The organism is [Empedobacter] haloabium (assembly GCA_008011715.2).
Taxonomy (GTDB): domain Bacteria; phylum Pseudomonadota; class Gammaproteobacteria; order Burkholderiales; family Burkholderiaceae_D; genus Rugamonas; species Rugamonas haloabia.
The window spans coordinates 4,319,272-4,337,420 of record CP136508.1 but is presented as its reverse complement, the minus strand read 5'-3'; the positions used below and the strand labels follow the sequence as shown (position 1 = coordinate 4,337,420).

The 18,149-nt window shown below is 65.0% G+C and carries 17 protein-coding genes; 16 read left to right on the top strand and 1 reads right to left on the bottom strand.

Features of this window, described 5'->3' with window-relative positions; translation table 11 throughout:
• Positions 1–146: 146 nt before the first annotated feature.
• On the bottom strand, positions 147–833 hold the full coding sequence (locus E7V67_018950; protein WUR11767.1) for a Bax inhibitor-1/YccA family protein: 687 nt from the start codon (positions 831–833) through the stop codon (positions 147–149).
• A gap of 333 nt (positions 834–1,166) precedes the next feature.
• Between E7V67_018950 and ndk the strand changes: the two genes are divergently transcribed.
• From ndk to E7V67_018870, 16 genes are all read left to right on the top strand, one after another.
• Complete coding sequence (ndk, locus tag E7V67_018945) at positions 1,167–1,592, top strand: nucleoside-diphosphate kinase (protein ID WUR11766.1); 426 nt, start codon at positions 1,167–1,169, stop codon at positions 1,590–1,592.
• A 116-nt stretch (positions 1,593–1,708) separates the two neighbouring features.
• Positions 1,709–2,881, top strand: coding sequence for a 23S rRNA (adenine(2503)-C(2))-methyltransferase RlmN (gene rlmN / locus E7V67_018940; GenBank protein ID WUR11765.1), 1,173 nt, complete (start codon positions 1,709–1,711; stop codon positions 2,879–2,881).
• Positions 2,881–3,696 (top strand): type IV pilus biogenesis/stability protein PilW, encoded by an 816-nt coding sequence (gene pilW, locus E7V67_018935; GenBank protein ID WUR11764.1) that lies wholly within the window; start codon positions 2,881–2,883, stop codon positions 3,694–3,696. Before rlmN ends, pilW begins: the two co-directional genes overlap by 1 nt.
• Before the next feature lie 13 nt (positions 3,697–3,709).
• A complete protein-coding gene (locus E7V67_018930; GenBank protein WUR11763.1) occupies positions 3,710–4,678 on the top strand; it encodes a DUF4115 domain-containing protein in 969 nt (322 codons plus the stop codon).
• Between the two features lie 21 nt (positions 4,679–4,699).
• Positions 4,700–5,983 carry a flavodoxin-dependent (E)-4-hydroxy-3-methylbut-2-enyl-diphosphate synthase gene (ispG, locus tag E7V67_018925; protein WUR11762.1) on the top strand — a complete coding sequence of 428 codons (1,284 nt, stop codon included), beginning with the start codon at positions 4,700–4,702 and terminating at the stop codon, positions 5,981–5,983.
• A gap of 7 nt (positions 5,984–5,990) precedes the next feature.
• Positions 5,991–7,352, top strand: coding sequence for a histidine--tRNA ligase (gene hisS, locus E7V67_018920; protein WUR11761.1), 1,362 nt, complete (start codon positions 5,991–5,993; stop codon positions 7,350–7,352).
• Positions 7,353–7,374: 22 nt separating this feature from the next.
• Positions 7,375–8,025, top strand: coding sequence for a tetratricopeptide repeat protein (locus tag E7V67_018915; GenBank protein ID WUR11760.1), 651 nt, complete (start codon positions 7,375–7,377; stop codon positions 8,023–8,025).
• 46 nt (positions 8,026–8,071) lie between these two features.
• On the top strand, positions 8,072–9,226 hold the full coding sequence (gene bamB, locus E7V67_018910) for an outer membrane protein assembly factor BamB (protein ID WUR11759.1): 1,155 nt from the start codon (positions 8,072–8,074) through the stop codon (positions 9,224–9,226).
• A gap of 89 nt (positions 9,227–9,315) precedes the next feature.
• Positions 9,316–10,659: a ribosome biogenesis GTPase Der gene (gene der / locus E7V67_018905; GenBank protein WUR11758.1), complete on the top strand. Its 1,344-nt coding sequence runs from the start codon at positions 9,316–9,318 to the stop codon at positions 10,657–10,659.
• A gap of 463 nt (positions 10,660–11,122) precedes the next feature.
• Positions 11,123–11,359: an RNA chaperone Hfq gene (gene hfq / locus E7V67_018900; protein WUR11757.1), complete on the top strand. Its 237-nt coding sequence runs from the start codon at positions 11,123–11,125 to the stop codon at positions 11,357–11,359.
• A 64-nt stretch (positions 11,360–11,423) separates the two neighbouring features.
• Positions 11,424–12,569, top strand: coding sequence for a GTPase HflX (gene hflX / locus E7V67_018895; GenBank protein WUR11756.1), 1,146 nt, complete (start codon positions 11,424–11,426; stop codon positions 12,567–12,569).
• A gap of 4 nt (positions 12,570–12,573) precedes the next feature.
• Positions 12,574–13,866 (top strand): FtsH protease activity modulator HflK, encoded by a 1,293-nt coding sequence (hflK, locus tag E7V67_018890; GenBank protein ID WUR11755.1) that lies wholly within the window; start codon positions 12,574–12,576, stop codon positions 13,864–13,866.
• On the top strand, positions 13,867–14,742 hold the full coding sequence (gene hflC, locus E7V67_018885; protein WUR11754.1) for a protease modulator HflC: 876 nt from the start codon (positions 13,867–13,869) through the stop codon (positions 14,740–14,742).
• Between the two features lie 267 nt (positions 14,743–15,009).
• Positions 15,010–16,170, top strand: coding sequence for an ATP phosphoribosyltransferase regulatory subunit (locus E7V67_018880; GenBank protein WUR11753.1), 1,161 nt, complete (start codon positions 15,010–15,012; stop codon positions 16,168–16,170).
• Positions 16,171–16,175: 5 nt separating this feature from the next.
• Complete coding sequence (locus tag E7V67_018875; protein WUR11752.1) at positions 16,176–17,489, top strand: adenylosuccinate synthase; 1,314 nt, start codon at positions 16,176–16,178, stop codon at positions 17,487–17,489.
• Positions 17,490–17,515: 26 nt separating this feature from the next.
• Positions 17,516–18,061 (top strand): phosphoribosyltransferase, encoded by a 546-nt coding sequence (locus E7V67_018870; GenBank protein ID WUR11751.1) that lies wholly within the window; start codon positions 17,516–17,518, stop codon positions 18,059–18,061.
• The last annotated feature ends 88 nt before the right edge of the window (positions 18,062–18,149 follow it).

Here is an 18,149-nt window from a genome sequence, read left to right as displayed (position 1 = left end):
TCATCATAGGAGGCCGGCGTTGGCGCCGTTTAGGATGCCTCACGCCTCGGTACGGAACTTTACGCCGGGCGGAAGTTCCCGGCGCGGCCGCAGGCGAGACGAAAAAAAGCCGGCACGAGGCCGGCTTTTTCGAGAGCGATTAGTGTTTACTCGCGGCTGCCGCTGGTGAAGCCCAGGATCTGCAGCAGGCTGGTGAAGATGTTGTACACGTCCAGGTACAACGCCAGCGTGGCGCTGATGTAGTTGGTTTCGCCGCCGTTCACGATCCGCTGCACGTCATACAGGATGAACGCGGAGAAGATGCCGATGGCCAGCACCGAGATCGTCAGCGTCAGCGCCGGGATCTGGAAGAAGATGTTTGCCAGCGAAGCCAGGATGATCAGCACCAGGCCCACGAACGCGAACTTGGCCACGCCGCTGAAATCGCGCTTGGATACCGTCGCGATACTGGCCAGCACGGCGAAGATCGACGCGGTACCGCCGAACGCCAGCATGATCAGGGTGCCGCCATTGCCGTAGCCCAGCGTGCGGGTCAGCAGCGGCGTCAGCATCAGGCCCATGAAGAAGGTGAAGCCCAGCAGCAACGCGACACCCACGCCGCTGTGCTTGTTTTTCTCGATGGCCCAGATGAAGCCGAAGGCAACGCCCAGGAACAGCAGGGCGCCCATGAAGCCGCGCGGCATCGGCACGCCGAACATCACGCCGATGGCTGCGCCCAGCACGGTCGGGATCATCGACAGCGCCAGCAGCCAGTACGTATTGCGCAGCACGCTGTTGCGGGTCGCCAGGCGGCCCGCGGACTGGTCAAAGCTCTTGTTTAGATTGTATTCCATCATTGCACTCCTTTTGGATCGGTACGGTGTACCCTTGCCAAAGCATAGCACGCGCGGTGGTCCGCGGTGCCGGGAAAAGGGCTTGCGCCCGCCGGGATGGTCTGTCGTTGGCCACACCCCGCACCGCCGCCGACTGCCGCCGGGCGACCGTGCTCCCCAGCCGGTCGGCCCGCCGCAGCGGTGGTACAGGGGGCTGCCGCGCGGATTTCACCGCTTGTCGCGCCATCTTCCGCCCCTATATGCATAGTATATGGGGTGTTGTATGGTAAAATCAAAGGTTGATCCAGAAATCAATTTTGTTTTAAACCTTTCTTTTTATTGGAGTTTTTCATAATGGCAATCGAACGCACCCTGTCGATCATCAAACCAGACGCAGTCGCGAAGAACGTAATCGGCCAGATCTACAGCCGTTTCGAAGGCGCTGGCCTGAAGATCGTGGCTGCTCGCATGACCCAACTGTCGCGCGCTGAAGCCGAAGGCTTCTACGCCGTGCACGCTGCCCGTCCGTTCTTCAAGGACCTGGTCGACTTCATGGTTTCCGGCCCGGTCATGGTCACCGTCCTGGAAGGCGAAGGCGCCATTGCCAAGAACCGCGACCTGATGGGCGCTACCGATCCGAAGAAGGCCGACAAAGGCACCATCCGCGCCGATTTCGCCGACTCGATCGACGCCAACGCCGTGCACGGTTCGGACGCCGCCGAAACGGCCGCTGTGGAAATCGCTTACTTCTTCCCAGCACTGAACGTGTACTCCCGTTAATCGCTGCGGCGATAACGGCGCAGTCGCAGGCGCTTTGCCTGCTGTAGAGTTGTACCGCGCGCGCCCCGGGCACCGTCCGGGGTGCGGGCGTTTTGAAATGGTATTGAAATCTGCTTATGGAAACGACGCTCACCAACCTGCTGGACCTGGATCCCGCGCAACTGATCGATTACTGTGCTCAGTTGGGTGAGAAGCCGTTCCGTGCAAAACAGCTGCAACGCTGGATCCACCAGTTCGGTGCATCCGACTTCGACAGCATGACCGACCTGGCCAAGTCGCTGCGCGAGAAGCTCAAGACGCGCGCGCACATCACGGCTCCCGCCATCATCAGCGACCACACGTCCTCCGACGGCACCCGCAAATGGCTGGTGGACGTCGGCAACGGCAATGCCGTCGAGACCGTGTTCATCCCGGAAGAAAACCGCGGCACCCTGTGCATTTCCACCCAGGCCGGCTGCGCCGTCAACTGCCGCTTCTGCTCGACGGGCAAGCAGGGCTTCAACCGCAACCTGACGGTGGCCGAGATCATCGGCCAGCTGTGGATGGCCGAGTTCGAGCTGCGCCGCACCAAGGGCATCGAACCGGGCCCGAAGGGCGAGCGCCAGATCACCAACGTCGTCATGATGGGCATGGGCGAGCCGCTGCTGAACTACGAGCCGACCGCCACCGCGCTGAAGCTGATGCTGGACGATAACGCCTACGGCCTGTCGCGCCGCCGCGTCACCCTGTCCACTTCCGGCGTGGTGCCGATGATCGACAAGCTGGCGCAGGACGTGCCGGTGGCGCTGGCCGTGTCGCTGCACGCCTCCAACGACGAGCTGCGCAACGGCCTGGTGCCTCTGAACAAGAAATACCCGCTGGCCGAGCTGCTGGCGGCCTGCAAGCGCTACCTGGAATACGCGCCGCGCGACTTCATCACGTTCGAATACTGCATGCTGGACGGCTTCAACGACAGCGACGAGCATGCCCGCGAACTGATCGCGCTGGTGAACCACCCCGAGTACGGCGTCAACTGCAAGTTCAACCTGATTCCGTTCAATCCGTTCCCGGAATCGGGCCTGACGCGTTCGAAGAACCCCCGTATCAAGGCGTTCTCGGAAATCCTGATGAACGCGGGCATCGTGACGACGATCCGCAAGACCCGCGGCGACGATATCGACGCCGCCTGCGGCCAGCTGGCGGGCGAGGTCAAGGACCGCACCCGCGTGCAGGAACGCATGGAAAAGATGACGGAATACCAGCAGAAATTCGGTGCCAACTTCGGCAAGATCGTGGAGATCCGGTCCTGATGACGTCCTTCGCCCAGCGCAGCACGGCGCTCCTGGCGGCCCTCGGCATGGCCGGGCTGCTGGCGGCGTGCGCGGGCGCCGGGGACGCCGCCAGCAGCGGCAAGGACCTGCCCACCCTGTCGGATACGACGGCGGCGCAGAAGCGCGCCCAGATCCGCATGCAGCTGGCGGTCGGCTATTACGAGCAGGGCCAGCTGCCGATCGCGCTGGACGAGATCAAGAAAGCCGTCGCCGCCGACCCCGACTACGCGGATGCGTGGGGCATGCGCGCGCTGATCTACATGGCGATGGGCGAAACGGCCCTGGCGGACGACAACTTCCGCCATGCGCTGCAGCTGGCGCCCGGCAATCCGGACATCGCCAACAACTACGGCTCCTTCCTGTGCCAGAACGGCCGGGTCAAGGAATCGTTCAAGTATTTCGACACCGCGCTGGCCAGCCGGCAGTATGCCTCGCCGGAAAAGGCGCTGAACAACGCGGGCAACTGCGCGCTCAAGGCACGCGAGTTCGACACGGCCGAGAAGTACCTGCTGCAGGCGCTGCAGCTGACACCGGACCAGCCGTCGACGAATGCCAGCCTGGCGCGGGTTTATTATGAGCGCCGCGACTACGTGCGCGCGAATTTCTTTATCACCCGGCTGGGCAAGGTCGCCAGGGCCGACAGCCTGCCGGCCGACGTATTGTGGCTGGCGATCAGGGTGCAGCATAAGATGGGGGACACTGGCGCGGAGCAGGGGTGGGTGACGCAATTGCGCCGCCACCATGCCGCCTCGCCCGAGTATGCTGCGTATCAACGTGGGGCGTTTGATGAGTGATACAGGGGTAACAATGGATTCAGAACGGCAGGAACAGCCTAATAACCAGCAGGCTCAGGCGCCCGGAGCACAGCTGGCAGCCCAGCGCCAGGCGATGGGTCTTTCGATCGACCAGATCGCCGACCAGCTCAAGCTGGCGCCGCGCCAGGTGGTGGCGATCGAGCAGGGCGACTATGCGTCGCTGCCGAACATGGCCGTCACGCGCGGCTTCATCCGCGCCTATGCCAAGGTGGTGCGGCTCGATCCGGCGCCCCTGGTGGCGCAGATCGAAGTGACGCCCACCGTCGCCCCCACGGCCGACCACGGCACCGTGCGGCGCGAAAAGATCTCGACATCGTTCAGCGAATCGCGCTTCCCGTCGCTGACGGAAAGCCGGCCGAAGCCCACGCGCTGGCTGGTTGGCGGCGCCGTCGTGCTGGTGCTGGCTGCCGCGGCCGCCGCCTGGCAGTCGGGCGTCATCTCGACCGACCTGTTCAAACGCTCCAGCAGTGCCGCCGATCCGGCCCCGGTGGCGTCCCAGCCGGGCACGGCCACGACGGCGTTGCCGGCGCCGCACGTGCCGCTGGTGCAGCCGACCACGCCGGCACCGGCGACGGCTGAGCAGCCGGTCGCGACTGCGCCAGCCGCACCGGTCACCGAAACGGCACCGGCCACCACCGCGGCCCCCGCGCCGGTAGCGACGGCACCGGCCACGCCGGTCGTCGCGACGCCGGCGCCGGCCACCGCGGCGGCACCCGCCGCCGGTGCGAACGCGCTGGTACTGACGGTGAACCAGGACTCCTGGATCGAAGTGCGCAGCCCCGGCAGCAAGCCGCTGATCTCGCGCCTGGTCAAGGCGGGCAGCACCGAAACGGTCGAGATCGACAAGCAGTCGACCCTGGTGGTCGGCAACCCGGATGGGGTGCGCGCGACGCTGCGCGGCCAGCCGCTGGACCTGCCGAAGCTGCCGAACCGCACGATCTCGCGTGTCCAGGTCAAATAAGCATTGATGAGTGTAACGAGCATGTCTTCCCTGATACTCCCGGCCGCGTCCGCGCAGGCCATCCCGTCCGGCCCCACGCCGCGCCGCGCCAGCCATGGCGTGCTGGTGGCGCACGGCAACCGCAAGGTGTGGGTCGGCGGCGACAATCCCGTCGTCGTGCAGTCGATGACCAATACCGACACGGCCGATGCCGTCGGCACCGCGATCCAGATCAAGGAGCTGGCACGCGCCGGCTCCGAGCTGGTGCGCCTGACGGTGGACCGGCCCGAGGCCGCCGCCGCCGTGCCGTACATCCGCGAGCAGCTCGACAAGATGGACATCGACGTGCCGCTGGTGGGCGACTTCCACTACAACGGCCACACCTTGCTGACCGAGTATCCGGACTGCGCCGCGGCCTTGTCGAAGTACCGCATCAATCCGGGCAACGTGGGCAAGGGCGCCAAGCGCGACACCCAGTTCGCCCAGATGATCGAAGTGGCGATCCGCCACGACAAGCCGGTGCGCATCGGCGTCAACTGGGGCTCGCTGGACCAGGCCCTGCTGGCGCGCATCATGGACGAGAACGCGGCCCGCGCGCAGCCGTGGAGCGCGCAGGCCGTGATGTACGAAGCGCTGATCACGTCGGCCATCGAGAACGCCGTGCGCGCCGAGGAAATCGGCCTGTCGAAGGACAAGATCATCCTGTCCTGTAAAGTGTCGGGCGTGCAGGACCTGATCGCCGTCTACCGCGAGCTGGCCAAGCGCTGCGACTACCCGCTGCACCTGGGCCTGACGGAAGCGGGCATGGGCAGCAAGGGCATCGTCGCCTCGACCGCCGCCCTGTCCGTGCTGCTGCAGGAAGGCATCGGCGACACGATCCGCATCTCGCTGACGCCGGAACCGGGCGGCGACCGCACCAAGGAGGTGGTGGTGGGCCAGGAGATCCTGCAGACGATGGGCCTGCGCAAGTTCGCGCCGATGGTGATCGCCTGCCCGGGCTGCGGGCGCACCACGTCCACCGTGTTCCAGGAGCTGGCGGACGACATCCAGACCTTCCTGCGCGAGCAGATGCCGGAATGGAAAAAGCTGTACCCGGGCGTGGAGGCGATGAACGTGGCCGTGATGGGCTGCATCGTCAACGGTCCGGGCGAATCGAAGCACGCCAATATCGGCATCAGCCTGCCCGGCACGGGCGAATCGCCGGCCGCGCCGGTGTTCGTGGACGGCCAGAAGGTCGCCACCTTGCGCGGCGAAGGCATCGTGCAGGAATTCCAGCAGATCGTGCTGGACTACGTGCAAAAGAATTACTCACCAGTTACCGCTTAATAGAACAATGTCTGACAATAAAAAACCTGAAAAGATTGTGGCGATCAAGGGGATGAACGACATCCTGCCGGCCGACGCCCACCTGTGGGAGATCTTCGAGAACACCGCGCAATCGATCCTGCAAAGCTACGGCTACCAGAACATCCGCACGCCGATCGTCGAGGAAACGCGCCTGTTCGCGCGCGCCATCGGCGCCGTCACCGACATCGTCGAGAAGGAGATGTACTCCTTCACCGATTCGATGAACGGCGACCAGCTGACCCTGCGCCCGGAGGGCACCGCCGGCGTCGTGCGCGCCGTGCTGGAACATAACCTGACCTATGAGGGGCCGAAGCGCCTGTGGTACAAGGGCCAGATGTTCCGCCACGAGCGTCCGCAGCGCGGCCGCTACCGCCAGTTCCACCAGTTCGGCGCCGAAGCCGTCGGCTTCACGGGCCCGGACATCGACGCGGAACTGATCATGCTGTGCCGCCGCCTGTGGGACGACCTGGGCCTCTCGAATATCCGCCTGGAGCTGAACTCGATCGGCGACGCCGAGGAGCGCGCGCGCCACCGCGTCGACCTGATCGCCTATCTGGAGCAGCACCAGGACATCCTCGACGCGGAAGCCAAGCGCCGCCTGCATTCCAACCCGCTGCGCATCCTGGACACCAAGAATCCTGCCATGCAGGACATGGTCAATGGCGCGCCGAAGCTGCTGGACTACCTGGGCGACGAATCGCGCGCCCACTTCGAAGGCGTGAAGAAGATCCTGGATCGCAACAACGTGCCGTACGTCGTCAACACGCGCCTGGTGCGCGGCATCGACTACTACAACCGCACCGTGTTCGAATGGGTGACGGACGAACTGGGCGCGCAGGGCACCGTTTGCGCCGGCGGCCGCTACGATCCGCTGATCGAGATGTTCGGCGGGAAGCCGACGCCGGCCGTCGGTTTTGCGATGGGCATCGAGCGCCTGATCGAGCTGATGAAATCGGCCGGCGAGACGGCCGCGCCGAACCAGTGCGACGTCTACCTGGTGCACCAGGGCGAGGAAGCGCAGATCCAGGCGTTCATCCTGGGCGAGCGCCTGCGTGACGCCGGCCTGGACGTGATGCTGCACTGCGCGACGCCAGCGGGCGCCGGCAGCTTCAAGAGCCAGATGAAGAAGGCCGACGGCAGCGGCGCGGCCTTCGCCGTCATCATCGGCGACGACGAAGTCGCGAACAAGACCGCCAACGTCAAGGCGCTGCGCGGTGAAGAGGGCGAGCAGCAGCAAGCCACCGTGCCGTACGACGACGTGGTCGACTACATCGTCGACCAGGTCGTCGGTGGCGGCGACGATCACGAACACGAGCACGATCAAAAGCACGTGCATTACCACCATTAAAACCTGAAGGCGAAAAGCATCCATGGCATACGATCTCGAAGAACAAGAACAGCTCGCCACCCTGAAGGCGTGGTGGGCAAAGTACGGCAATGCGGCGACCTGGGTCGTCGTGGCGGGTCTCGCCGCGTACTCCGGCTGGACCGGCTGGAACTACTACCAGCGCACCCAGGCCGCGGAGGCGTCGGCCCTGTACGACGAACTGCGCAATGCGGTGGGCAAGGACAACGCCAAGGTGCAGCGCGCCGCCGCCGACATCGAAAGCCGCTACGGCAAGACGCTGTACGCCGAACTGGGCGCGCTGACGGCCGCCAAGGCCGCGTTCGAAGCCAAGGACAACAAGGCCGCCAAGGCCCAGCTGCAGTGGGTGATCGAGCATGGCAGCGACGAGTACAAGGCGATGGCGAAAGTGCGCCTGGCCGGCGTGCTGCTGGACGAGAAGGCTTACGATGAGGCGCTGAAGACGCTGTCGGGCGACATGCCGGCGCAGTTCGCCGCCAGCGTCAACGACCGCAAGGGCGACATCCTGGCGGCCCAGCAGAAGCTGGCCGAAGCCCGCACGGCCTACCAGGCCGCGCTGGACAAGACCGACAAGAAAAGCCCGGCACGCCAACTGATCGAACTGAAATTCGAAGCCGTCGGCGGCGTGCTGCCGGAAGAAAAGCCGGCCGCGTAAGCAGGCCGCGCGACAGCCCCATATCAAGAGGAGCAGACAAGAACCTATGCGTATCACCGGAAAAGTAATCGGCGTAAGCCTGCTGGCAATGACGGCCGGCTGCGGCACCCTGGGCTCCCTGAATCCGTTCAAGGAAAAGGACAAGAACCCGCCCGCGAAGCTGGTCGACATCAAGTCGCCGATCCCGGCGCGCATCGTCTGGAAGCATTCGGCCGGCAAGGCCGGCCTGTACGTATTCTCGCCGGCGCTGGCCGAGAACAGCCTGTACGTGGCGGACAACGGCGGCAACGTCGAACGCCTCGATGCCGCCACCGGCAAGTCGCAGTGGCGCATCAAGGCCGGCACCGACCTCACGGCCGGCGTTGGCTCGAACGGCAAGGTGGTGGCAGTCGGCGGCACCAAGGGCCAGGTCATCGCCCTGGACGCCGCCAACGGCAGCCAGCTGTGGAAGGTGCAGGCTTCGTCGGAAGTGCTGTCGGCCCCGGCCGTCAGCGACGAGCTGGTGATCGTGCGCAGCATGGACAACAAGATCACGGCCTATGACATCAAGACCGGCGAGCGCAAATGGTTCATCCAGCGCACCACGCCGCCGCTGACCCTGCGCAATGCGCCGGGTGTGGTGGTGGCCGCGCCGAACGTCTACGTGGCGCAGCCGGCCGGGCGCCTGCTGGCGCTGGCCCTGTCGAACGGCGTGCCGCGCTTCGAGGTGCCGGTGGCCGAGCCGCGCGGTACCACGGAGCTGGAGCGCGTGTCCGACATCGGTGGCAACCCGGTCGTGCTGGGCAACGACATCTGCGCCGTCACGTACCAGGGCAAGGTCGGCTGCTTCGATGTGCAGACCGGCGTGCCGCGCTGGACCAAGCCGACGTCGTCGGACGTGGGCGTGGCCGTCGACCAGCGCTTCGTCTTCGTGGCGGACGACAAGGGCGCCGTGGCCGCATATGGCCGTGACGCCGGCGCCAGCGCGTGGAAGAACGACTCGCTGGCCAACCGCGTGCTGTCCACGCCGCTGTCGTACGGCCGCGTGGTGGCCGTGGGCGACTACCAGGGCTATGTGCACCTGCTGTCGCGCGAGGACGGCGCCATGCTGGGCCGCGTCCAGGTGGACGGCAGCGCCATCAAGTCGGTGCCGGTCGTCGCGGGGTCCAACATGATCTTCCAGACGCAGGACGGCACCGTGGCCGCGATCGCGGTCGAGTAACGCCCTACCGGGCGGCCGCAGGGGCCGCCCGCGGAATTTTAAACACCAAGCAGTATTGATACCGCCTCGCGCGGTTGAGTTGAAAAAGAATGAAGCCGGTAATTGCACTCGTGGGCCGCCCGAACGTCGGGAAATCGACCCTATTCAATCGTCTGACCCGCTCGCGCGACGCGCTGGTGGCGGACTTGCCAGGTCTGACGCGCGATCGTCACTATGGCGAGGGCCGCGTCGGCGAACGTCCCTTCCTGGTCATCGATACCGGCGGTTTCGAACCGGTCGCGAAGGAAGGCATCATGTTCCAGATGGCGCTGCAGACCAAGCAGGCCGTGGCCGAAGCGGACGTGGTCGTGTTCCTCGTCGATGGCCGCCAGGGCATGACGCCGCACGATAAGACCATCACCGACTTCCTGCGCAAGAGCGGCCGCCCCGTGCTGCTGGTGGTGAACAAGGCCGAAGGCATGAAGTACACGTCGGCCGTCTCCGACTTCTATGAGCTGGGCCTGGGCGATCCGTACGCGATCTCCGGCGCGCACGGCGACGGCGTGCACGACCTGGTGCAGGAAGCGCTGGACAAGGCGTTCGCGTCGCGGCCAAGCGATGCGGAAGAGCTGCTGCCGTCCGAGCGCGGCATCAAGCTGGCGCTGGTGGGCCGCCCGAACGTGGGCAAGTCCACCCTGATCAACACGCTGGTGGGCGAGGAGCGCGTCATCGCCTTCGACATGCCGGGTACCACGCGCGACTCGATCGAGATCCCGTTCGAGCGCGACGGCAAGCACTACACGCTGATCGACACGGCCGGCATCCGCCGCCGCGGCAAGGTGTTCGAGGCGGTCGAGAAGTTCTCGGTCGTGAAGACGCTGCAGTCGATCTCGGAAGCGAACGTGGTCGTGCTGATGCTGGACGCCCAGCAGGACGTCTCGGAGCAGGACGCCCACATCGCCGGCTTCATCCTGGAAAGCGGGCGCGCGCTGGTCGTCGCCGTCAACAAGTGGGACGGCCTGACCTCCGACCAGCGCGACCAGATCAAGATGGACCTGGACCGCAAGCTGGACTTCCTCGGCTTCGCCAAGACCCACTTCATCTCCGCACTGAAGGGCACCGGCGTGGTGCAGCTGATGAAGTCCGTGGACGGCGCCTACGCCGCGGCAATGGCCGACCTGTCGACGCCGAAGCTGACGCGCGCGCTGGCCGAGGCGGTCGAGAAGCAGGAGCCCAAGCGCAAGGGCGGCATGCGGCCGAAGATGCGCTACGCCCACCAGGGCGGCATGAACCCGCCGATCATCGTCATCCACGGCAACTCGCTGGACGCGATCAGCGAGCCGTACAAGCGCTACCTGGAAAAGCACTTCCGCGACACGTTCAACCTGGTCGGCACGCCGCTGCGTATCGAGCTGCGTACCGGCAAGAATCCTTTCGACAAGCGCAAGGAATAGTTGGCAGGGGTCTGTCCCCGGTAAGTAGCGGCCTCAGCGCTCGCTAGCGACGTATCTAGGGGACTGACCCCGGTTTTTATCGCAGCGGCCGAGCCGCAACAGACCCATGGTGACAGGCACCTATCTTGGGGCGGAAACGCCCCAAGATAGGTGCCTGTCACCTGCGGGGTTCTTCGGGCGCCGCGTGGACGTCTCGACTTGCAAGCTGCTGCGATAAAAACCGGGGTCAGTCCCCTAAAGCCGCTGCTGACTTCGTCCCAGCCAACCCTTACCGGGGACAGACCCCAAGCACACGATTTATCTCCCGCGACACTGCATAAAACACGAAAACAGGTTACAGTAGCCCCAAAGCATTCCTGCCATGCGGAGGGCGCGTTTTCCCTCTGTAAAAGGGGTGTGGCCGGCACTTGAATTCAAGCGTTTCGCCTCCAATTCCAACACAACAACATAAACTGGAGCTGTTATGAGCAATAAAGGGCAATTGTTACAAGACCCATTTCTGAATGCGCTGCGTAAAGAGCACGTTCCCGTCTCGATCTACCTGGTCAACGGTATCAAACTGCAAGGCCATATCGAGTCGTTCGACCAGTACGTCGTCCTGCTGCGTAACACCGTCACCCAGATGGTCTACAAGCACGCCATCTCGACCGTGGTTCCCGCACGCGCCGTCAACCTCAACATCGAATCCGAGGCCGAGTGAACGCGTTGATCGATGAGACAACGCCGTTCCCCGCTCGTTCGCTTCAACCTCGCCTGACCGTCGTATGCGCGCAGCCTTAGTCGGAGTCGATTTCGGTCAGGGCGACTTCGCCGCCAGTATCGAGGAGTTGACCTTGCTCGCGCGTTCCGCGGGGGCGGAGCCCGTCACGACCGTTACCGGCAAACGCTCCAGTCCGGATGCAGCCTATTTCGTCGGCAGCGGCAAGGCCGACGAGATCGGCCATGCCGTGCAGGACCTGAAGCTGGAGATCGTCATCTTCAACCATGCGCTGTCGCCTGCCCAGCAGCGCAACCTCGAGAAACGCCTGAACGTGCGCGTGCTCGACCGTACCAGCCTGATCCTCGACATCTTCGCCCAGCGGGCGCAGAGCCACGAGGGCAAGCTGCAGGTCGAGCTGGCGCAGCTGCAGCACCTGTCCACGCGGCTGATCCGCGGCTGGACTCACCTGGAGCGGCAGAAGGGCGGTATCGGCTTGCGCGGTCCCGGCGAAACCCAGCTGGAGACCGACCGCCGGCTGATCGGCGAGCGCGTCAAGATGCTGCGCGCGCGGCTGGCCAAGCTGCGCAAGCAGCACGAGACCCAGCGCCGCGCGCGCGGCCGCAACAAGACCTTCTCCGTCTCGCTGGTCGGTTATACCAACGCCGGCAAGTCCACGCTGTTCAACACGATGACCAAGGCCGGCGTGTACGTCGCCGACCAGCTGTTCGCCACGCTGGACACCACCTCGCGCCGCATGTACATGGGCGAGGAGACGGGCCACGTGGTCCTTTCCGACACGGTCGGCTTCGTGCGCGAGCTGCCCCACCAGCTGGTGGCGGCGTTCCGCGCCACGCTGGAGGAAACCATCCATGCGGACCTGCTGCTGCACGTCGTCGATGCGGCCAGCCCCGTCAAGATGGAGCAGATCGAGCAGGTCAACATGGTCCTGCGCGAGATCGGCGCCGATCACATCCCCCAGATCCTGGTGTGGAACAAGATCGACGCGGCGGGGCAGGAACCGGCCGTGGAGCGTGATGAATATGATAAGATTTCACGCGTTTTCATCAGCGCGCGCACGGGAGCCGGACTGGACCTGCTGCGCGACGCCATCATCGAGGCAGCCAGGGACCAGCAGGAAGCCGACGCCCATCCCCGGGACGATGTAGCGCCGGACGCTATTTCCACATTCACCCATGTCGGAACACACTAATAAGATGCCTCTTTCCTACTTCAAGAAGAGAAAAGGCCTGAAACTGTCGTTGAACGATCCCCGCTGGGGCTCGGACAAGGACGGCAACAGGCAAGCCCAGGAAGGCAAAAAGCCCGGTGAAGGTCCGCCGGATCTCGATCAGTTGTGGCGCGATTTCAACCAGCGCCTGAACGGCCTGTTCGGCAACAAGAACCGCAATAACGGCGGTGGCGGCGGCGGCGGCGGCGGCGGTGGCGAACTGAAGGGCGCCGGCATTACCGTCGGCGCCGTCGCGACCATCGCCGTGCTGGTGTGGCTGGCCAGCGGTGCGTTCATCGTGCAGGAAGGCCAGAAGGGCATCGTCACGACGTTCGGGCGCTACAGCCACGAGACGCCGGCCGGCTTCAACTGGCGCTGGCCGTATCCGTTCCAGGCCAACGAGACCGTCAACGTGTCGCAGGTGCGCACCGTCGAGGTGGGCTACCGTACCAATGTGCGCAACAAGCAGGCCGCCGAGTCGCTGATGCTGACCGACGACGAGAACATCATCGACATCCAGTTCGCCGTGCAGTACCGCCTGTCCGATCCGAAGGCCTGGCTGTACAACAACCGCGACGCGGAAGACACGGTGCGCCAGGTGGCCGAGACGTCGATCCGCGAAATCGTCGGCAAGAGCAAGATGGACTTCGTGCTGTACGAGGGCCGCGAGAAGGTCGCGTTCGAGACGCAGCAGCTGATGCAGCAGATCCTGGACCGCTACGCGTCCGGCGCGATGGTCACCAACGTGACGATGCAGGCCGTGCAGCCGCCCGAGCAGGTGCAGGCCGCGTTCGACGACGCCGTCAAGGCCGGCCAGGACCGCGAGCGCCAGAAAAACGAAGGCCAGGCCTACGCCAACGACATCATCCCGAAGGCGCGCGGCTTCGCGTTCCGCCTGCAGCAGGAGGCGGAAGCCTACCGCTCGATGGTGACCGAGAACGCGCTGGGTAACGCCGACCGCTTCAAGGCCGTGCTGGTGGAATACCAGAAGGCCCCGGCCGTCACGCGCGACCGCATGTACCTGGAGACGATGCAGCAAATCTTCGCCAACACCAGCAAGGTGATGGTCGATGCCAAGGCCGGCAGCAACCTCTTGTACCTGCCGCTGGACAAGCTGATCGCCCAGGTCGCCGCGACCGAAGCGAACCGCAGCAACATCAGCGCGCCGCCACCGTCGGCCGTGCTGCTGCCGCCGCCCGAGAACACCATGAGCTCGACCGATCCGCGCCGCGACAGCAACCGCGCCCGTGAATCGTCGCGCGACCGGGAGAGCCGTTAAATGAACCGCATCGTTACGTTCCTCGTCACGGGCTTCATCGCCGTGATGCTGCTGTCGTCGACCGTCTTCGTGGTCGACCAGCGCAAGTTCGCCATCGTGTTCGCGCTGGGTGAAGTCAGGCAGGTCATCAGCGAACCGGGCCTGCACTTCAAGCTGCCGCCGCCGTTCCAGAACATCCTGTACCTGGACAAGCGCATCCTGACGCTCGACTCGCCCGAAGCGGACCGCTTCATCACGGCCGAGAAGATGAACATCCTGGTCGATTCCTTCGTCAAGTGGCGCATCACCGATCCGAAGCTGTACTTCGTCAGCTTCAGCGGCGACGAAGGCCGCGCGCGCGACCGGCTGTCGCAGATCGTCAAGGCGGCGCTGAACGACGAGATCACCAAGCGCACCGTGCGCGAAGTGATCTCCGGCCAGCGCGGCAAGGTGATGGAGGCGATCCGTACCAAGGTGATCGTGGAAGCCAAGCAGATCGGCGTGCAGATCGTCGACGTGCGCCTGAAGCGGGTCGATTACGTCGAGCAGATCAACAACTCGGTGTATGAGCGCATGAAGGCCGAGCGCGTGCGCGTGGCCAACGAACTGCGTTCGACCGGTTCGGCCGACTCCGAGAAGATCCGCGCCGACGCCGACAAGCAGCGCACGGTGATCCTGGCCGAAGCCTACCGCGACGCCGAGCGCATCCGCGGCGAAGGCGATGCCAAGGCCAGCGCGATCTATGCCGAGGCGTTCGGCCGCAATCCGGAGTTCTACAAGTTCTACCGCAGCCTGGAAGCCTACCGTTCGTCGTTCAAGACCAAGGCCGACGTGATGCTGGTCGATCCGAACTCGGAGTTCTTCAAGTACTTCAAGGGCGCTGGTTCGGGCAAGTGAGGCATAAGGGACTGTCCCCGCAGGGGACTGTCCCTGAAGTTTGCCAGCGTTATCGATACGGATGCGAACTTCTGGGTCAGTCCCATAGGGACAGACCCCAACCCCAGGGCATAGCTGCCCGCCACCAATGCATCAAGGGCCGCGGAAGCGGCCTTTTTTTCCTCTTTATCACGGTTTTCGCGTAAAATATGCGGTTCGGCCTCAGCCGCCGAGTGGCGCGCCTGCGCGCTTGATCGTTTTTTAACTACGCGAACAACCGGTTCTCCCATGCCGAATTGGCTTTTGCCTGAACATATCGCCGACGTCCTGCCGTCCGAGGCGCGCAAGATCGAAGAACTGCGCCGCCTGATGCTGGATAACTTCCGCAGCTACGGCTACGAGCTCGTGATGCCGCCGCTGCTGGAATACGTCGAATCCCTGCTGGCCGGCGCCGGCCAGGACACCGACCTGCGCACCTTCAAGCTGGTCGACCAGATCTCCGGCCGCATGCTGGGCCTGCGCGCCGACATGACGACGCAAGTCGCCCGCATCGACGCCCACCTGCTCAATCGCGCCACCGTCACGCGCCTGTGCTATGCCGGCCCGGTGCTGCATACCCGTCCGTCGGGCCTGCACACGACCCGTGAGCCGCTGCAGATCGGTGCCGAGATCTACGGCCATGCCGGCCTGGAAGCCGATGCCGAGATCCAGGAGCTCGCCCTGGCGTCGCTCGACCTGGCCGGCTTCTCGGAAGTGCGGCTCGACCTGGCCCACGTGGGCGTGCTGCGCGCGATCCTCGACCTGGACGCGGCCGCCGGCAAGCAGCACATCGCCATCGTGCAGCTGCTGCGCGCCAAGGACGTGCCGGGCCTGCGCGAGCTGGCCGCCGGCTTTGCTCCGGCCACGCGCGACGCGCTGCTGGCCCTGCCGAACCTGTACGGCGACGTCGACATCCTGAAGACGGCGCGCGCCGCGCTGCCGGACGTGCCGGGCATCGCCAAGGCGCTGGCCGAACTGGCGGCGCTGGCGGCATCGGCCATCGGCCGCGCCGACGTGGCGATCGACCTCGCGGACCTGCGCGGCTACCAGTACGAAAGCGGTGCCACCTTCGCGCTGTACGTGCCGGGCCTGCCGAACGCGGTGGCCAGGGGCGGGCGCTACGACCACGTGGGCGAGGCCTTCGGCCGCGCCCGTCCCGCGACCGGGTTCTCGATGGACCTGCGCGAGCTGGCGCGCCTGTTGCCGACGGCGGACCGCAAGCATGCGATCCGCGCGCCGTGGGGCAACGCGCCCGAACTGAAAGACAAGATCGCCGAGCTGCGCAGGGCCGGCGAAGTCGTGATCCAGTCCTTGCCGGGTCACAGCAATGAACAGGACGAGTTCGAGTGCGACCGCGCGCTGGTGCTCGACGATAGTGGTAGTAACTGGATTCTTAAAAACTTAGGTTGAGTGTGATGTCAAAGAAAATCACTGCAAAAAACGTGGTCGTCATCGGTACCCAGTGGGGCGATGAAGGCAAGGGCAAAATCGTCGACTGGCTGACGGAACACGCGCAAGGCGTGGTGCGCTTCCAGGGCGGCCACAATGCGGGCCACACGCTCGTCATCGGCGGCGTGAAGACCGCGCTGCAGCTGATCCCGTCGGGCATCATGCGCCCGGGCGTGGCCTGCTACATCGGCAACGGCGTCGTGGTCTCCGTGCCGGACGTGCTGCGCGAAATCGACAAGCTGGAAGCGGTCGGCGTGGAAGTCGCGTCGCGCCTGAAGGTGTCGGAAGCCTGCCCGGTGATCCTGCCTTACCACAGCGCGCTGGATGCGGCCCGTGAAGCGGCCCGCGGCGCCGCCAAGATCGGCACGACCGGCAAGGGCATCGGCCCGGCCTACGAAGACAAGGTGGCGCGCCGCGCCATCCGCGTCGCCGACCTGCTGAACGAAAAGCGTTTCGCCGAGAAGCTGGCCGAGAACCTGGACTACCACAACTTCGTGCTGGAAAACTATCTGAAGGCACCGAAGGTCGAGTACCAGAAGACCCTGGACGACGCGCTGGCCTACGTGCCGCGCCTGCGTCCGATGGTGACCGACGTGTCGAGCGCCCTGTACGCCGCCCACAAGGCCGGCGCCAACCTGCTGTTCGAAGGCGCGCAAGGCTCGCTGCTGGACGTCGACCACGGCACCTATCCGTTCGTCACCTCGTCCAACTGCGTGGCCGGTAACGCCGCCGCCGGTGCCGGCGTCGGCCCGAACATGCTGCACTACATCCTGGGCATCACCAAGGCCTACACGACGCGCGTCGGTTCGGGTCCGTTCCCGTCCGAGCTGCCGACCGATGCCGGCGTGGGCCACCACCTGGCGCAAGTGGGCCACGAGTTCGGCACCGTGACGGGCCGCGCCCGCCGCTGCGGCTGGTTCGATGCCGCGCTGCTGCGCCGCTCGGTGCAGATCAACGGCGTGTCGGGCATGTGCCTGACCAAGCTGGACGTGCTGGACGGCCTGGAATCGCTCAAGCTGTGCACCGGCTACATGGTCGATGGCGTCAAGACCGACATCTTCCCGGTCGGCGCCGAGGAAGCCGCGCGTTGCGAACCGATCTACGAAGAGATGCCTGGCTGGACCGAGAGCACCGTGGGCGCCAAGTCGCTGGCGGCCCTGCCGGCCAACGCCCGCGCCTACATCAAGCGCATCGAAGAACTGGTCGGCGTGCCGGTCGACATGGTCTCCACCGGTCCTGACCGCGAAGAGACGATCGTCCTGCGCCACCCGTTCGAATAACAAGAAACACGAAGCAGAGGAATTACATGAACGCCCCTCAATCCAACGAAAAGCACCTGTGGGTGTCCTGGGATGAATACCACCGCCTGATCGAGCGCCTGGCGCTGAAGGTGTACGAATCGGGCTGGAAGTTCGACATGGTGCTGTGCCTGGCGCGCGGCGGCGTGCGTCCCGGCGACGTGTTCTCGCGCATCTTCGACGTGCCGCTGGCGATCCTGTCGACCAGCTCCTACCGCGAAGACAAGGGCACCGTGCAGGGCGACCTGGACATCGCCAAGTACATGACGATGACCAAGGGTCCGCTGAAAGGCAAGATCCTGCTGGTCGACGACCTGGCCGATTCGGGCGTCACCCTGACCAAGGTGGTCAAGCACCTGCAGGACAATTTCGAAGGCGTGACGGAAGTGAAGTCCGCCGTGATCTGGACCAAGGGCTGCTCGGCCTTCAAGCCGGACTACCACATGGAAGAGCTGCCGCACAATCCATGGATCCACCAGCCGTTCGAAGACTACGACGGCATCCGCCCGCACCAGCTGGCGGCCTGGATCAAGAAGGGCGAAACGCAAGCCTAAGCGCTGGCGCTCGCGCGACGATGGCGGAAGGCTGCCCAGCCCTCCGCCATTTTTTTATGGTCGCTGCTACCATCGTGGCAGGCCGATA

Coding starts and splice junctions, on each gene's coding strand:
- E7V67_018950 (WUR11767.1), bottom strand. CDS start 833: ATGGAATACAATCTAAACAAGAGCTTTGACCAGTCCGCGGGCCGCCTG.
- ndk (WUR11766.1), top strand. CDS start 1,167: ATGGCAATCGAACGCACCCTGTCGATCATCAAACCAGACGCAGTCGCG.
- rlmN (WUR11765.1), top strand. CDS start 1,709: ATGGAAACGACGCTCACCAACCTGCTGGACCTGGATCCCGCGCAACTG.
- pilW (WUR11764.1), top strand. CDS start 2,881: ATGACGTCCTTCGCCCAGCGCAGCACGGCGCTCCTGGCGGCCCTCGGC.
- E7V67_018930 (WUR11763.1), top strand. CDS start 3,710: ATGGATTCAGAACGGCAGGAACAGCCTAATAACCAGCAGGCTCAGGCG.
- ispG (WUR11762.1), top strand. CDS start 4,700: ATGTCTTCCCTGATACTCCCGGCCGCGTCCGCGCAGGCCATCCCGTCC.
- hisS (WUR11761.1), top strand. CDS start 5,991: ATGTCTGACAATAAAAAACCTGAAAAGATTGTGGCGATCAAGGGGATG.
- E7V67_018915 (WUR11760.1), top strand. CDS start 7,375: ATGGCATACGATCTCGAAGAACAAGAACAGCTCGCCACCCTGAAGGCG.
- bamB (WUR11759.1), top strand. CDS start 8,072: ATGCGTATCACCGGAAAAGTAATCGGCGTAAGCCTGCTGGCAATGACG.
- der (WUR11758.1), top strand. CDS start 9,316: ATGAAGCCGGTAATTGCACTCGTGGGCCGCCCGAACGTCGGGAAATCG.
- hfq (WUR11757.1), top strand. CDS start 11,123: ATGAGCAATAAAGGGCAATTGTTACAAGACCCATTTCTGAATGCGCTG.
- hflX (WUR11756.1), top strand. CDS start 11,424: ATGCGCGCAGCCTTAGTCGGAGTCGATTTCGGTCAGGGCGACTTCGCC.
- hflK (WUR11755.1), top strand. CDS start 12,574: ATGCCTCTTTCCTACTTCAAGAAGAGAAAAGGCCTGAAACTGTCGTTG.
- hflC (WUR11754.1), top strand. CDS start 13,867: ATGAACCGCATCGTTACGTTCCTCGTCACGGGCTTCATCGCCGTGATG.
- E7V67_018880 (WUR11753.1), top strand. CDS start 15,010: ATGCCGAATTGGCTTTTGCCTGAACATATCGCCGACGTCCTGCCGTCC.
- E7V67_018875 (WUR11752.1), top strand. CDS start 16,176: ATGTCAAAGAAAATCACTGCAAAAAACGTGGTCGTCATCGGTACCCAG.
- E7V67_018870 (WUR11751.1), top strand. CDS start 17,516: ATGAACGCCCCTCAATCCAACGAAAAGCACCTGTGGGTGTCCTGGGAT.